A 14652-nucleotide genomic window follows, 5' to 3' on the forward strand; every position below is an offset into this window, starting at 1 on the left:
GTCCGGACGAGACTCCGGCCCGGTGTCGTCAGTCCTCGTTCTCGACGACGGTCGTGTCGAAACTCGCCTCGCCGCCGCGGGCGTACTCGCCGTCGGTCTGTGGCGACGACTGAATCGTCTCGAAGAAGCGGTCCGTAATCACGTCGCTGACGACGTCGGTCAGCGAGGACTCCTCTTCTTGCTCGACTTCGCCGAGCAGACCGAGCGAAATCTGGGCACCCGCCATGTCGGCGTGGCCGCCCGCGCTCCCGATCTGGCCGAACGCCGCCCGCATCGTCTCGCCGAGGTCGATGGCGGTTCCGCGGGCGCGTGCGGAGACGAACACCGTCCCGTCGCGGAACCCGTACACCAGCGTCGTGGTTATCCCTTCCATGTCGAGGAGTTGGTCGGCCGCCTGCGCGAGCGCGTCGCGGTCCGAGAGTTTCCCGACGCAGGTCGCCAGCACGGTGCCTTCGACCCGGCGGTTGTCGATGGCCCGCGCCATCGTCTCGAAGGTGTCGGCGCTCACCGACGGACTCTCGACGCGCTCCAGCGTCCCCACGTCGGCGTGGGGAAGCAGGAAGGAGGCGGCCTCGAAGTCGACCGTCGAGACCTCCCGCGAGAAATCCTTAGTATCGACGCGGATGCCGTAGAGGAGACCGGTCGCCACCGACTCCGAGAGGTCGATACCGAGCCGTTGGATGTGTTCGGCCAACAGGGTGGAAGTCGCGCCGACGTCGCTCCGGAGGTCAACGAACCTCGCCTCGACCGGTTCCTTCGGCGGGTGGTGGTCCACCACGATGTCCACGACGGTGTCGGTCGGGAGTTGGTCGTTGACCCCGGGACGGGAGTGGTCCACCAGCGCGATTCCTCCGAACTCCGAGAGGTCGAGTTCGGGTCCCGCGTCGAAGTTCCGGAGGTCCAGTTCGAGCAGGTTGACGAACGCGCGGTTCTCCTGATGGGAGATGTCGCCGAAGTAGCAGGGGACCGCATCGACGCCGACCTCCTCCGCGATACGACAGAGCGCCACCGCGCTGGCGATGGCGTCGGGGTCGGGGTTATCGTGCATGAACACGGCCAGCGTCCCGTCTATCGACCGGAGCGTCCGCTGGAGGTTCGCCGTCAGGTCCGCGTGTTCGCCGAGCGAGACGCCCAACACCTGCTGGACGATGGCCTCGTTCGGGTCGATGACCCGGTCGGCCAGCGCGACGATGCGCTCGCGCTGGTCGATGCCGTAGTCTCTGCCGAGATAGCTGACGACGTACGCGTCGGGGAACAACTCGACCGCGAGTTCCGTGGCTCGCCGATTGGTCTCGGGGTCGCAGTCGGCGACGACGACCATGTCCGGGGCGTCGGCGCTCGTTCGCACCGTCTCGTGGTCGGTCGAGTCGCCGAGCGTCGCCGACACGCCCTCCTCGCGGAGCGCCTCGATGCGGCTCTCGGCGTCGTCGACGACCAACAGGCTCTCGGCGTCGTCGACGACCAACAGGCTCCCGGGACCGTCGACTAACGCCTCCACGATGTTCTGACCGACGGTTCCACACCCCAACACCAACCGGGAGACCATCCTAATCCGCGCTTTCTGTTGCGCGGCCTAAAGTCTACCGTCTAGCGGCTGAAATCGGTGGTAGCTCGCGATTTCTGGTTGTCCCGGCACGGTCCCCGTGGCCGCGGACGATGTCGGTCGGTCCCGACACTGTCGCGTCGGGCAGTTCAGTCGTGCCGTAGCGTCCGGGTTCTGGGGCTCTGCCGATACAGCGGCCGTATCTCAGCAGTGGCCAAAAAAGGAGTCGGAGAACGGTAGCGTCGGTTCGCGGTCGTTCTACGCCACGAGCGCCGCCGCGGCGTCGGTGGCGTACTGCCAGACCGGACCGAATCCGGGGAGCAGCAGCACCGTCACGACCGCGGCCGCGGCCAGCGCGGCGTAGAGACCGACGGGCTTGGACTCGATGTCGAACTCGCCCGAGGAGTCCTCAATCCACATCGCCTTCACGACCCGCGAGTAGTAGTACAGCGACAGCGCGCTGTTGATGGCACCCACGGCGGCGAGCCACCAGAAGCCCGCGCCCACGGCGGCCGCGAACAGGAAGTACTTGCTCACGAAACCGCCGAACGGCGGGAGTCCCGCGAGGCTGAACATGAAGACGGTCATGGCCACGCAGGCGAACGGTGCCTGCGTGGCGAGACCGTTGTAGTCCTCGAACGTCCGGCCGACCGACCAGTACTCGGCGAGGGCGATGAACAGGAACGCGCCCGTGTTCATGAACCCGTAGACGAGCAGGTGGGCCATGCTCGCGCCGAGCACGAACTGGTCGTTGCCGCCCGACAGCGCCGCGAGACCGATGAGCGCGTAGCCCGCGTGCCCGATGGACGAGTACGCGAGCATCCGCTTGACCTCGTCTTGGGTCGCGGCCGCGAAGTTACCGAGCGTCATCGTCACGACCGCGAGAATCTGGGCCGCGAGGACCCAGTCCACGCCCGCGGTCGCGCCCATGACGAGTTCCTCGACCGGGAACGCGACCGTGAACACGCGGAACGCCACGGCGAACCCGGCGGCCTTCGACGCCGACGAGAGGAACGCCGAGACGGGCGCGGGTGCGCCTTCGTACGCCTCGGGCGCCCAGAAGTGGAACGGGACCGACGCGGTCTTGTACGCGAACCCGCCCAGCATCATCAGGATGCCGATGCCGAGGACGCCGGTCAACTGCGTCTCGGCGACGCCGGTCGCGATTTCCGGCAGCAGCAGCGTCCCGGTGACGCCGTAGACGAGGCTGACGCCGTAGACGAAGATGGCCGACGAGAGCGCGCCGATGAGGAAGTACTTCAGCCCGGCTTCGACGCTCCCGCGGTTCTTCTTCAGGATGGCGACCAGCGCGAACGACGGCAGGCTGGAGAGTTCGAGGCTGACGAACACCACCGCGAGGCTGTTCGCGGCGGCCATCAGCGTCATGCCCGTCGCCGCGAGGGTGACGAGCGCGTAGTACTCGGCCTGATACGAGTGGTCGCGCATGTAGTCGTAGCTGGCGACGCAGACCAGCGTGGTCACGCTGGCGAACACGAACGCGAAGAACAGGCTCATCGTGTCCACGACGAGCGAGTTCTGATAGAGCCGAATCGGCTCCGCGCCCGTCCCTGCGAACAGGTACCACGCCGAGAGACCGACCGCGACGAGCGACCCGAGGGTCGCCGTTCCGGCCAGCACGCCGCGGTTAGTCGAGTCCGAGAAGCTGTCGATGACCAACAGGAGCAGTCCCGTCAGTGCGAACGCGAGCGTCGGACCGAGCGCCATCCACGTCGGAAGTTGGAACGCCATCTATACACCACCTCCGGCCGCCGGAACCAGCGGATTCACTGCGTCCTGAATCATCGTGTAGAAGATACCCGGTTCGACGCCCAGCAGGATGACCAGCAGGATGAGGACCACGAGCGGGGCCACGTCGTGGAACGCGGCCGGACCGACCTCGTAGTCGGTCTCCAACTCGAACGTCCCGAACAGCGTGCGCTGCATGGCGAACAGCAGGTAGCCCGCGACCACGACGATGCCGAACATCGCGGCGGCCGTGAACCACACCGAGCCAGCGAACGCGCCGAACGAGCCGAGGAAGATGAACAGCTCCGCGGCGAACCCGGCCATCAGCGGCAGGCCCATGTAGCCGAACGCGCCCGCGACGAACACCGCGACGGTGAACGGCATCTTGCTCGCCAGTCCGGACATGTCCGAGACCATCCGGGTGTGCGTCGTGTTGTAGATGACGCCGACCGACATGAACATCAGTCCCGAGATGAGACCGTGGGCGACCATCTGGAAGGTCGCGCCGCCCATGCCGTACAGCGTGTACGCCACGAGACCGAGGATGACGTACCCCATCGAAGAGACCGAGGAGTACGCCACGATGCGCTTGAGGTCCGACTGCGCCAGCGCCAGCATCGCGCCGTAGATGACGCTGATCACCGCGAACAGCGCGATGATGGGCGCGTTGTTCTGCGCGACCTCCGGCAGCATCGTGAAGTTGAACCGGAGCAGGGCGTACGTACCCATCTTCAGCAGGACCCCGGCCAGCATGATGGAGACCGGCGTCGGGGCCTCGACGTGGGCGTCCGGCAGCCACGTGTGGAACGGGACGACCGGGACCTTCACCGCGAACCCGGCGAACATGGCGACGAACGCCACCGTCTTCAGGGTACCCGCGCCGACCGGTCCCAGACTACCGAGTTCGCCCGCGCGCAGCGCCTGCGCGATGGCGGGCATGTCGAGGGTGGTCACCGAGTCACCGAGACCGAACACCAACGCGATGAACCCGATGAACATCACGAGCGAGGCGATGTTCGTGTAGACGAACATCTTGATGGCCGCGTACTTGCGGCGCGGACCGCCCCAGACGCCGATGAGGACGTACATCGGCACCAGCACCATCTCCCAGAAGACGAACCACTGGAAGAAGTCGAGCGCCGAGAAGACGCCCAGCAGGCTGGCTTCGAGGAAGAGCATCAGGCCGTAGAACTGGCTCTGACGCTCGTCGATGGGGGTCCACGACGCCAGCAGGGCCAGCGACGTGAGTACCGTGGTCAGCGCGACCAGCGGCATGCTGATACCGTCGAGACCGACGTGCCAGTTGAGCGCGTACGGTCCCGCAGTGACCCACGTGAAACTCTCTTCGAAGGCCAGTTCGCTACCCTCCAAGAGGGCGTTACCGCTGGCCTCGTACGTGCTGTACATCCAGAGGCTCCCGGCGAGCGGGAGCAGACTGAGCGCGAACGCGAGCTTCTCCGCCACCTTGTTCGGGGCGACGAACACCACGAGCGCGCTCAGCATCGTGACCGCGATAAGTGCTTCAATCCACATTCAGAACCAACCTCCCACGAGACCGATAGCGACGAGCAGCACGACGAAACTCGCCGTCAGCAGGAAGGCGTAGTTCGACACCACGCCGGTCTGGATCCGCCTGATGCGACTCCCGCCGAACAGGCTCACGCTGGAGACGCCGTCGACCACGCCGTCGATGACGCCCTGGTCGAACTTGTCTGCGGCGCGGGCCAGCGGCAGGGTGAGACCCTCAGCGAGCCAGACCTGATACTCGTCTTGATAGTAGTTGTTGTACAGCACCGACTTCGCACCGCCGAGTTTGTCGGTGTGCTCCTCGGGCGAGGGGACGGCGTAGAGCTTCCACGCGAGTCCCGCGCCAGCCAGCGCGAGCGCCAGCGAGACGAGACCCGGAACGATGGGCGAGAGTTCCGCGTGATGGACGCCCGCCTCTTCGAGGATGTGCGTGTAGTTGTGGACCGACGTCGCTTCGAGCGGACCGCCGAGCCAGTTGTGCAGGTACTCGATGTGGAGTCCCGTCACCTCGGCGACCGGGGTCATGTTGACCAGACCGGCCACCGCCGCCAGTATGCCGAGGACGGCGAGCGGGAACTTGACGTTCCAGCGCACGCCGTGAGGGTCGCGGGCGGTGTCCGAGCGGGGTTCGCCGTGGAAGGTCAGCGCGACCATCCGGAAGGTGTAGAACCCGGTGAAGAACACCGCGAGCAGCCCCATCGCGTAGGCGGCCAGCAGGATGGGGTTCTCCATCCCGCGGGCGAGCGCCTCGAACAGAATCTCGTCTTTCGACCAGAAGCCCGCGAACGGGACGATGCCCGCGAGCGCGAGCGACCCCGAGAGGAACGTGTAGTAGGTCACGGGCATCCGGTCCTTGAGGCCGCCCATGTCCCACATGTCCTCGTTGTGGTGCATCGCGATGATGACCGACCCGGCGCCGAGGAACAGCAGCGCCTTGAAGAACGCGTGGGTCATCAGGTGGAAGGTCGCTGCGACGTAGCCGCCAGCGCCCAGTCCGAGCATCATGTAGCCGTACTGGGAGATGGTCGAGTACGCCAGCACCTGCTTTATCTCCTTCTTGACGACGCCCATCGTCGCCGCGAACAGGGCCGTGAAGCCACCGACGAACGCGATGAGCGCCAACACCTGCGGCAGGAGGGCGTAGAACCCGTAGATGCGCGCGACGAGGTAGACGCCCGCCGCGACCATCGTCGCCGCGTGAATCAGCGCGGAGACCGGGGTCGGACCCTCCATCGCGTCGGGCAGCCACGTGTGCAGCGGGAACTGCGCGGACTTGCCGACGACGCCGCCGAGGATGAGCAGGCCCAGAACCGCGAACCAGGCCTGCGGGTCGAGACCGAGATACGTCGTTATCCCGGCGGTTTCGCCCTCGAGGATGGCCAGTTCGGCCATGTGGGGGAACGACTGGAGCGCGTGCTCGCCGCCCTCACCGCCAGCCACGAACATCGACGTGCCGAAGGTGGCGAAGACGCCGACGAGGCCGACGAGGAAGAAGTAGTCACCGAATCGGGTGACGAGGAACGCCTTCTTCGCCGCGCTCGGCGGCGCGTCGTCGCGGAACCAGAAGCCGATGAGGAGCCACGAACAGAGGCCCACCAGCTCGAAGAACATAAACGCCATCAGGAGGTTGTCCGCGAACACGAACGAGAGCATGCTCGCGGTGAACAGGCCGAGTCCGGCGTAGTACCGGGGCAGCCCCGTCTCTCCCTCGTCGTTCATGTAGCCGAGGCTGAAGACGTGGACGAGGAACGCCACCAGCGAGACGATGATGAGCATCATCGACGACAGCGGGTCGACGAGGACGCCCAGATGGAGGTCGAACGTCGCTTCGCCAGCGCCCGCGACCCACGTGATGTACTCGTGGTAGGTCTCGCCGCCCGACACCGTGAGGAAGACCCACAGCGACAGGAGCAGCGAGCCACCCGTGGCGAGGATGCCGGGAATCGCGCCGCCCTTGGGGAGCAGTCGCGGGGCGAACGCGCCGACGAACAACGCGATCAGGAACGATACGAACGGCAGGGCCGCGATGGCCGGAGTCAGTTCGAATGGGAGTGCTGCCATCGTTTCACCACCTCATCGTTGCCGCTTCAGTTACGTCCACGTCTGCGAAGTTGCGATACAGGACGAGGATGATGCCGAGACCGACCGCGACTTCGGCGGCCGCCAGCGCCAGCGTGAACAGGCTGAACGTCTGGCCCGTCAGGTTACCGTGGAACCGCGAGAACGCGACGAGGTTGATGTTCGCCGCGTTCAGCAGTAGCTCCACGCTCATCAGGAACAGCAGCGCGTTCCGACGGGTCAGGATGCCGAAGATACCGATCGCGAAGATAGCGGCCGAGAGCAGGAGGTAGTACTGTATCGGAACCATCACTGCTCACCTCCGTCCGCTTTGCCCCCGTCCGGGACGACCTCCTGCGGCGAGGACTCTTGCTCGACCGCGTCCGAGCGGAGCGCCGTCGTTATCTCGCCGCTCTCCTCGCGTCGTGCCAGCATGACCGCGCCGACGAGCGCCGCGACCAGCACGAGGTCGATGATCTCGAACGGAATCAGGAATCCCTCGCTCGGGATCGCGTTCTCCGCCGGGATGTTGAACATCGCGTACCCGATGCTGGCGGTAATCGACGCGCCGTCGGGGAAGCCAGCGGCCTCGCCGAACTCGGCACCGACGAAGACCCACGCCAGCACCCCGAACAGCGCCAGCGCGGCCACGCCGGGCCACTTCCGACCTCTGTCGTCGATGCCGACCTCGGGTTCGGTACTCACTTCGCGCCGGTCCCTGTCGTCGTCGTAGTCGCTCATACGTTCGATACCTCCTCTGTCTTTGCCTGGCGCGTCAGCATCACGGCGAACGTGATGAGGACGAGTACCCCGCCCACGTAGACGAGGACCTGCATCGCTGCGAGGAACTCCGCCTGCAGCATCACGTAGTGGATCGCGACGGAGAGTAACGCGACACCCAGCAGTAACGCCGAGTGCCAAACGTCCCGCACCAGGACGACGCCCAGACTGCTCGCTATCGTGACGAGAGCGAACAGCCCGAACGTGAGTGTCTCGTATGCCATTTCAGTCACCTTGAAGTTCTCGTAATCGGCCTTTTAACGTTTCGAGACGGACTTACTGGTAGTCCACCTCACCCTCGCCTTCGCCGATCCACGCACCACGGTCGGGTTCGCGGGATTCGAGGGGGTCGATGTCCTTGTACCACGGGACGTTCTTCAACTGTTCTTTGTTGTACACGAGGTCGTCTTTGGTGTCGCCCGTGAACTCGAAGTTCTCGGTCAGCAGGATGGCGTCCACCGGGCAGACCTCCTCACACAACCGACAGTAGACGCACTGTCCGATGTGGAGGTTGTACTCCTCGCCGTTGCGCTGGTCGTCCTGAACGATCTGAATCGTGTCGTTCGGACAGACGTTCTCGCACTGGCGACACCAGATGCAACGCTCCTGACTGAACTTGTGGACCCCGCGGAATCGGGGGCTTACTTCGGGAGCCACGTCCGGGTACTCGACCGTGAACGTGGACCCGTCCAGTGCGTGCTTCAGCGTCGTCGCCATTGATTTGAGGACTCCGATCATTAGAGCATCACCCCAACGATGATGGCCGTCAGGACGAGGTTAGCGAAACTCAACACGAGCATGCCCTTCCAGCCGACTTCGATGAGTTGGTCGATGCGGAGACGCGGGACTGCCGACCGCGCCCACTGCGTGAACAGGAAGACGGCCCATATCTTGACCACGAACCAGACGAAGTTCAGCGACTCCGGCAGGAACGGGCCGCTCGGACCGCCGAGGAAGAGGGTCGCGATGATTGCGCCTCCGAGGAAGATGTGGAGGAACTCGCCGAGGTAGAACAGCACGAAGTACACCGACGAGTACTCCGTCTGGTACCCGGCGACGATTTCGGTCGGGGCTTCCGGGATGTCGAACGGGTTCCGACCGACCTCCGCGAGGTTCGCGACCACGAACAGCACGAACGCGAACGGGTTCACGAACGCGAACCACGACGGAATCGTGATGCCCGCGAGCGTGAACAGCGGTTCCTGCTGTGCCGCGACGATCTGGCTCATCTGGAGCGAGTCGGTGAACAGCACGACCGACGCCGCGGTCACGACCAGCGGAATCTCGTAGGCGATGTTCTGCGCGATGGCGCGCAGACCGCCCATCAGCGAGTACTTGTTGTTCGAGGCGTACCCGGCCATCGCCAGCGCGAGCGTGGCGATGGAGGCCACCGCGAACACGTAGGCCATCCCGATTTCGGGGTCGGCGAGGTGGAGATTGACGCCGAAGATGTGGCCCATCGGGATGACCGCGAAGCCGAGCAGTGCCGACCCCGCCATCACGATGGGCGCGAGGTCGAAGGCCGGACGGTCGACCCCGTCCGGGATGATGAGTTCCTTGCTCAGCAGGCGGACCGCGTCGGCCACGATGATGAGCAGACCGGCGGGACCGACCCGGTTGACCGCGATGCGGTCGGTGAACGCCGCCGTGATCTTCCGCTTGGCCCACGGACCGGCGACGCCCGTCATCGCCAGCATGATGTTGCCGATGACGAACGCCGCGAGGAACGCCGCGACGGCCTCCTGCCACGGAGCCATGTTCGCGCCGAACAGGAACTTGCCGATGGTCTCGGGGAGCAGCGGTTCCGCCTGTCCCTGGAGGGGGACCAGCGCCGTCATCAGCGGTCCACCTCCCCGAGAATCACGTCGAGGCTGCCCAGTGCGGCCACGAGGTCGGGGACGTACTCGCCCTCGGCCATCGCCTCCAGTGAGTGGAGGTTGTTGAAGCACGGACTCCGAATCTTGAACCGGCCGGGCTTGTCGGTGCCGTCCGACCGGATGTAGATCCCGAGTTCGCCCTTCGCGCCCTCGACCGCCCGGTAGACTTCGGTGTCGGGGTCGGGCTTGAGGGTCCGCGGGACGTTGCTCTGGATGTTGCGCTCGTCCTCGGGCCAGTCTTCGAGCAGGTCGATACACTGGCTGATAATCTTGGCCGACTCCTCGACCTCGCGCATCCGGACGAGCAGTCGAGCGAAGTTGTCACACCCGTCCTCGGTCACGACGTCCCAGTCGAGTTCGTCGTAGTAGCCGTAGGGGTCGTCGCGACGCAGGTCGTAGTCGATACCCGACGCGCGAGCGACCGGTCCCGTACAGCCGTACTGCTTGGCCGTCTCGGGTTCGAGGACGCCGGTGTCGATGGTGCGCTTCTGGAATATCTCGTTGCTCGTGATGAGGTCGTGGTACTCCTCGAGCGTCTCGGGCAGGTCGTCGATGAAGTCACGGACCTTCCCGAAGAACTCCTCGCGGGGTTCGGGCAGGTCCCAGACGACCCCGCCGAGGCGGAAGTAGTTGAACATCATGCGCTGACCCGTCAGGTCCTCCAGCAGGTTCTGGACCTTCTCGCGGTCGCGCATGGCGTACATGAAGATGGCCGTGAAGTCGCCGTAGATGTCCAGACAGAACGTCCCGAGCGCCAGCATGTGCGCCGCGATGCGACAGAGTTCGGCGCTCATCGTCCGGATAATCTGGGCGTACTCGGGCACCTCGATGTCGTTCAGGTCCTCCGCCACGCGGGCGTAGGCCCACTCGTTGAGCAGGCCCGCCGACGAGTAGTCCCACCGGTCGGGGTACGGCATGATCTGGTGGCGGTAAGTGCCCTGCTGGCACATCTGCTCCTCGCAGCGGTGGAGGTAGCCGATGTCGGGTTCCACGTCCGCGACCTGCTCGCCGTCCAGCACCGTCTTGACGTGGAGTACGCCGTGTGTCGCCGGGTGGTGCGGACCGATGTTGAGGAACATCGTGTCCGACTCGCTGTCCTCCTGACTCTCGGCGAGCGGATTGACGTGTTCGTCCAGCGTGACGAGTTGGGGCTTATCTTGGTCGTAGTCCGAACTCAGCGGGTGGCCCTGCCACGTCTCGGGCAGCAGGATGCGCCGCAGGTCCGGGTGGTTCTCGTAGTCGATGCCCACGAGGTCGTAGGCCTCACGTTCGTGCCACTCCGCCGTCTTGTACACCGACGCCGCCGACTCGCTGGTCGGGTTCTCCGAGTCGGTCGGCACGACCACGCTGACCTCTTGGGTTCGGTCGTCGTACTTGGTCAGGTGGTAGATGCTCTCGTAGCGGTCCTCGTAGTCCTGCGCCGTGAGCATCGAGAGGTGGTCGAACCCGGCCTCGTCGCGGAGGAGTTCGAGCGACTCCTCGACTTCGTCGGGTCGAACGACGAACCCCTCTGCGTTGAGGTGAGTCTCGCGTCGAATCACGCGGTCGCCTAGCAGGTCCTCGATGGCGTCGTAATCGACGCCCTCGACCTGCGGAAGGTCTCCCTCGGGCGCTTTCTCTTGGGAACTCATGGTGAATCAGCCCAGTTGTACCGCATCACGAGGGTGTCCTCGTCGATGTCGTCGGCGAGTTTGTCGATGAGTTCGTCGCGTTCGAGGTCGCCGAACTGCTCCAGTTCGTAGGGTTTGACCGTCACGGGACTCGTCTCGCCGTTGGCGATGCGCTCCTGCATCTTCACGACGCCGTAGATGAGTGCCTCGGGGCGGGGCGGGCAACCGGGAACGTGGATGTCCACCGGGATGACCTCCTCCGCGCCCTTGATGACGTTGTAGCCCTCTTGGAACGGACCGCCGGAGATGGCGCACGACCCCATGTTCACGACGAACTTGGGTTCGGGCATCTGGTCGTAGACGCGCTTCATCCGGGGAGCGAACTTCGAGACGATGGTCCCCGGAACGATCATCACGTCGGCCTGCCGCGGGGACGCGCGCGGGACGCCCGACCCGAAGCGGTCGAGGTCGTGCTTCACCGCGTAGGTGTGCATCATCTCGATGCTGCAGCACGCGATACCGAACTGCAGCATGAACATCGAGGACCCCCGAACCCAGTTCATGAACTTGTCGAACTTGGTGAGGATGAACGGCGTCGAGCCGAACGCCTCCCGAAGCTTCGAGTTGAACCGACTGTCCACACCCTCCATCCGGGCCTCGCGGGTCTTGGTCTGCGGTACTGTGCTACCGTGAATCGTCTCCCGTGGTTCGTTACTCATTATCGTTTCACGCTCCGTTGCGAACGGTCGGGATTGCGGACCCACCGTACGGCACCGTTACGCCACGCCCAACCGAGACCGACGACGAGGACGCCGATGAACAGCAACATCGGCAACAGGGTCTTGGCCAGTCCGACGCCCTCCATCGAGACCGCGCTCCGGTAGATGACCGTCCAAGGGAAGATGAGGACGGTCTCGATGTCGAAGACGACGAACAGCAACGCGACCATGTAGTACTGGATGTTGAAGCGGATACGCGTGCCGCCCGTCGGCACCTCGCCGCTCTCGTAGGTGGCGGTTTTTCCTTTCTCGGGCACGGTAGGCCGGAGCAGGCTGGAGACCGCCATCATTCCGAGCGGTATCAACAGCCCCACCAGCGCCAACGCGCCAATCGCTATCCATGGATTCATGCCGATATTCTCCTACCATCCCGAGATTATGAGCGCACCCCTATAAGCGTTGATTTTCCCCGATGTGAGCCGCTATAACCGAATTAGAGCGTAGCTCGGTAACACGAGCGTAAAGATTCCAAGATTCTAGCGGATGGTCCAAGAGATAAGCGTTGATTCTTGCGATTCCAACGAATCTGGCCGCCTCACGCGCCTTTCGACGGTATGACGGTTCGTGTCGAGAAACGGAATATTTCCCTCCGAATCCGGAACCACGCGAGTTTCACCGATGCTACACCGCGGTTCTCAGCGCCTCGGACTGACAATAAGCAGAGTAAACCGACGAACCCGGCGGGAAAACGGCCGGTAGGCGGAGACGTACCTTATCTTTCGTCCGGGATAGCGCCACTGTTCGACGGGGCGAGGAGAGAGTTACGACAGGTAAATTGGACCGACCGAGGCCCGGTCGGTGCGAACGCTTCGGGGCTACTGCTCTTCGTCACGGAATCCCGGCGTCCCCCGTTCGTGGAGTCGCCGCGACACGGTAGCCACGTCCTCTTGCAGTTCGTCGTGATACGTCACGAGGCGGTCCCGGAGGTCGCCGTGCTGGCGCGCGAGAATCTGGACCGCCGACAGCGCCGCGTTGAACGACTTGCCCGCGTCCACCGCGACGATGGGTGCGCCCGTGGGCATCCCGACCACGGAGGGCAGTGACTTCTCCTGTACCGGCACGCCGACCACGGGGAGCGGATACGCCAGCGAGGCGGTCATGTTCGGCAGGTCGGCCGACTTCCCGCCAGCGCCCGCGATTATCACGTCGAGACCCCTCTCCTCGGCAGTCTCGGCGTAGGCGTACATCAGTTCGGGAGTCCGGTGGGCCGACACCACGTACGTCTCGAACGTGAACCGGGCCTCCGGCGGGTCGTCGTAATCCGTGATTTCCTCGAACCCTAACTCCGTGAGGGCGTCGTAGGCACCCTCAGAGTCGTCCGACCCGGCCATCACGTCGAGGTCCGAGTCGCTCCCCATCACGATGCCGATTTCCGGGGTGTCCTCGGGGTCCCTGTCGCGCTGTGCCTCCGCTCGCAGGTCGTCGATGAGTCGCTGGAGTTCGCTCATTCGAAGGTCACCCCGTCTCGCAGGTCGCGGGCCGTCCGAAGCAGGTCGTCCACGTCGCCGTCGCGCGAGTCGCGGCCACCCACGACGGTCAGGTGGCCCATCTTGCGAAGGGGGTACACCTCGTGCTTGCCGTACCAGTGGAGACTCGCGCCCGGGTGGGACAGAATCGCGTCGTCGCCGGAGTGGGCGGCCGGTCGGCGCTCTTCGCCGCCGCCCAAGAAGTTGGCAGACGCCACGGGACTCCGGAGGTCCGTCGCGCCGAGCGGTCGCCCGGTCACGGCGCGGGCGTGCTGTTCGAACTGCGAGGTCAGCGCGCCTTCGATGGTGTAGTGGCCCGAGTTGTGGGGTCGCGGGGCGATTTCGTTCACCAGAATCTCACCGTCCGCTCGCGGTTCGTCACCGTCGTCTCGCGGCACCGCCGCTCGACTGTCCGCGGAGCTTTGCTCCGCGCTACTCGCATTCGAGGCGCTTCGCGCCTCGCTCGTCTCGAACATCTCGATACCGTAGACGCCCCGACCGGAGAGCAGGTCGAGCACGTCCTCGGCGACCTCCCGGGCGCGCTCCGCGACCGCGTCGTCGGTCCGGGCCGGAACGACCGTCTCGCGCAGAATCTCCTCGCGGTGGACGTTCTCGCCGAGCGGGAAGGTGGCGCTCTCGTCGGTCCCCTCGACGCCGATTACCGAGACTTCGCGCTCGAAGTCCACGAACTCCTCGACGACCGCGTGGACGCCGTCGGCGTCCGTCGCGGCGTCGATTTCGGCCAGCGCCTCGTCCACGTCGCTCTCGTCTTCGACGGGGACGTTGCCGCGCCCATCGTACCCGCCCTCCCGGGCTTTGAGCATGACGGGGTAGCCGAACTCGTCGAGCGCCGCCTCTAAGTCCGCGCGGTCGTCAACCCGGCGGAACTCGGGGACGGGGACCCCCGCCTCGGCCAGCGTGCGGTTCTGGACGAGTTTGTCCTGTATCGTCCGGAGCGTCTCGGGGTCGGGGTTCACGGGAACGTCGTACTCGGCTTCGACGGACTCCAGCAGGTCGGGGTCGGCCAACTCGATTTCGTACGTCAGGTAGTCCGACCGCGCGGCCAGTTCCCGGACGGCCTCCTCGTCGGTGAACTCGCCGACGATCTGGTCGCGGGCGACCGGCGAGGCCGGGCAGTCCGGCGTCGGGTCGAGGACGACGATTTCCACGCCGAGCGGGGTGGCCGCCTCCGCCAGCATCCGGCCGAGTTGGCCACCGCCGACGACGCCGAGCGTCTCTGTGTCGGTCATCTGGGCGTGAGTTGTG

General features: G+C 65.2%; 14 protein-coding genes. All 14 read right to left on the bottom strand.

The annotated features are described in order from the left end of the window. Window positions 1-28: 28 nt before the first annotated feature. The 14 genes from NGM06_RS11675 to NGM06_RS11740 all read right to left on the bottom strand — a co-directional run bounded on the left by NGM06_RS11675 (window position 29) and on the right by NGM06_RS11740 (window position 14636). Complete coding sequence (locus NGM06_RS11675; protein ID WP_254267127.1) at window positions 29-1546, bottom strand: DHH family phosphoesterase; 1518 nt, start codon at window positions 1544-1546, stop codon at window positions 29-31. 255 nt (window positions 1547-1801) lie between these two features. After that, entirely contained in the window at window positions 1802-3292 is a 1491-nt protein-coding gene (locus tag NGM06_RS11680; protein ID WP_254267128.1) for an NADH-quinone oxidoreductase subunit N, read from the bottom strand. Further along, window positions 3293-4822 (bottom strand): complex I subunit 4 family protein, encoded by a 1530-nt coding sequence (locus NGM06_RS11685; RefSeq protein ID WP_254267129.1) that lies wholly within the window; start codon window positions 4820-4822, stop codon window positions 3293-3295. Next, window positions 4823-6877: an NADH-quinone oxidoreductase subunit L gene (nuoL, locus tag NGM06_RS11690; protein ID WP_254267130.1), complete on the bottom strand. Its 2055-nt coding sequence runs from the start codon at window positions 6875-6877 to the stop codon at window positions 4823-4825. Between the two features lie 4 nt (window positions 6878-6881). Beyond that, the gene (nuoK, locus tag NGM06_RS11695; protein WP_254267131.1) at window positions 6882-7184 is read right to left on the bottom strand and encodes an NADH-quinone oxidoreductase subunit NuoK; all 303 of its coding nucleotides are present in this window, start codon (window positions 7182-7184) and stop codon (window positions 6882-6884) included. Further along, window positions 7184-7579 (bottom strand): NADH-quinone oxidoreductase subunit J family protein, encoded by a 396-nt coding sequence (locus tag NGM06_RS11700; protein ID WP_368410482.1) that lies wholly within the window; start codon window positions 7577-7579, stop codon window positions 7184-7186. Before NGM06_RS11700 ends, nuoK begins: the two co-directional genes overlap by 1 nt. A gap of 32 nt (window positions 7580-7611) precedes the next feature. Further along, window positions 7612-7878: an NADH-quinone oxidoreductase subunit J gene (locus NGM06_RS11705; protein WP_254267133.1), complete on the bottom strand. Its 267-nt coding sequence runs from the start codon at window positions 7876-7878 to the stop codon at window positions 7612-7614. Window positions 7879-7930: 52 nt separating this feature from the next. After that, window positions 7931-8392, bottom strand: coding sequence for a NuoI/complex I 23 kDa subunit family protein (locus tag NGM06_RS11710; protein WP_254267134.1), 462 nt, complete (start codon window positions 8390-8392; stop codon window positions 7931-7933). Then, window positions 8392-9492 carry a complex I subunit 1/NuoH family protein gene (locus tag NGM06_RS11715; RefSeq protein ID WP_368410437.1) on the bottom strand — a complete coding sequence of 367 codons (1101 nt, stop codon included), beginning with the start codon at window positions 9490-9492 and terminating at the stop codon, window positions 8392-8394. Before NGM06_RS11715 ends, NGM06_RS11710 begins: the two co-directional genes overlap by 1 nt. After that, complete coding sequence (locus NGM06_RS11720; protein ID WP_254267135.1) at window positions 9492-11162, bottom strand: NADH-quinone oxidoreductase subunit D; 1671 nt, start codon at window positions 11160-11162, stop codon at window positions 9492-9494. The genes NGM06_RS11715 and NGM06_RS11720 overlap by 1 nt, the downstream gene beginning before the upstream one ends. Further along, window positions 11159-11863: an NADH-quinone oxidoreductase subunit B gene (locus tag NGM06_RS11725; protein ID WP_368410483.1), complete on the bottom strand. Its 705-nt coding sequence runs from the start codon at window positions 11861-11863 to the stop codon at window positions 11159-11161. The genes NGM06_RS11720 and NGM06_RS11725 overlap by 4 nt, the downstream gene beginning before the upstream one ends. Beyond that, window positions 11860-12270: an NADH-quinone oxidoreductase subunit A gene (locus NGM06_RS11730; protein ID WP_254267137.1), complete on the bottom strand. Its 411-nt coding sequence runs from the start codon at window positions 12268-12270 to the stop codon at window positions 11860-11862. Before NGM06_RS11730 ends, NGM06_RS11725 begins: the two co-directional genes overlap by 4 nt. A 465-nt stretch (window positions 12271-12735) precedes the next feature. After that, window positions 12736-13368 (bottom strand): 5-(carboxyamino)imidazole ribonucleotide mutase, encoded by a 633-nt coding sequence (gene purE / locus NGM06_RS11735; protein WP_254267138.1) that lies wholly within the window; start codon window positions 13366-13368, stop codon window positions 12736-12738. Next, a complete protein-coding gene (locus NGM06_RS11740) occupies window positions 13365-14636 on the bottom strand; it encodes a 5-(carboxyamino)imidazole ribonucleotide synthase (RefSeq protein WP_254267139.1) in 1272 nt (423 codons plus the stop codon). Before NGM06_RS11740 ends, purE begins: the two co-directional genes overlap by 4 nt. Between the last annotated feature and the right edge of the window lie 16 nt (window positions 14637-14652).

Source organism: Halorussus aquaticus, assembly GCF_024218795.1.
GTDB classification, from domain to species: Archaea; Halobacteriota; Halobacteria; order Halobacteriales; family Haladaptataceae; genus Halorussus; species Halorussus aquaticus.

What these genes read in the sequence shown, in the direction of transcription:
- NGM06_RS11675 (WP_254267127.1), bottom strand. Translation starts at nt 1,546, where the DNA reads ATGGTCTCCCGGTTGGTGTTGGGGTGTGGAACCGTCGGTCAGAACATC.
- NGM06_RS11680 (WP_254267128.1), bottom strand. Translation starts at nt 3,292, where the DNA reads ATGGCGTTCCAACTTCCGACGTGGATGGCGCTCGGTCCGACGCTCGCG.
- NGM06_RS11685 (WP_254267129.1), bottom strand. Translation starts at nt 4,822, where the DNA reads ATGTGGATTGAAGCACTTATCGCGGTCACGATGCTGAGCGCGCTCGTG.
- nuoL (WP_254267130.1), bottom strand. Translation starts at nt 6,877, where the DNA reads ATGGCAGCACTCCCATTCGAACTGACTCCGGCCATCGCGGCCCTGCCG.
- nuoK (WP_254267131.1), bottom strand. Translation starts at nt 7,184, where the DNA reads ATGGTTCCGATACAGTACTACCTCCTGCTCTCGGCCGCTATCTTCGCG.
- NGM06_RS11705 (WP_254267133.1), bottom strand. Translation starts at nt 7,878, where the DNA reads ATGGCATACGAGACACTCACGTTCGGGCTGTTCGCTCTCGTCACGATA.
- NGM06_RS11710 (WP_254267134.1), bottom strand. Translation starts at nt 8,392, where the DNA reads ATGATCGGAGTCCTCAAATCAATGGCGACGACGCTGAAGCACGCACTG.
- NGM06_RS11715 (WP_368410437.1), bottom strand. Translation starts at nt 9,492, where the DNA reads ATGACGGCGCTGGTCCCCCTCCAGGGACAGGCGGAACCGCTGCTCCCC.
- NGM06_RS11720 (WP_254267135.1), bottom strand. Translation starts at nt 11,162, where the DNA reads ATGAGTTCCCAAGAGAAAGCGCCCGAGGGAGACCTTCCGCAGGTCGAG.
- NGM06_RS11730 (WP_254267137.1), bottom strand. Translation starts at nt 12,270, where the DNA reads ATGAATCCATGGATAGCGATTGGCGCGTTGGCGCTGGTGGGGCTGTTG.
- purE (WP_254267138.1), bottom strand. Translation starts at nt 13,368, where the DNA reads ATGAGCGAACTCCAGCGACTCATCGACGACCTGCGAGCGGAGGCACAG.
- NGM06_RS11740 (WP_254267139.1), bottom strand. Translation starts at nt 14,636, where the DNA reads ATGACCGACACAGAGACGCTCGGCGTCGTCGGCGGTGGCCAACTCGGC.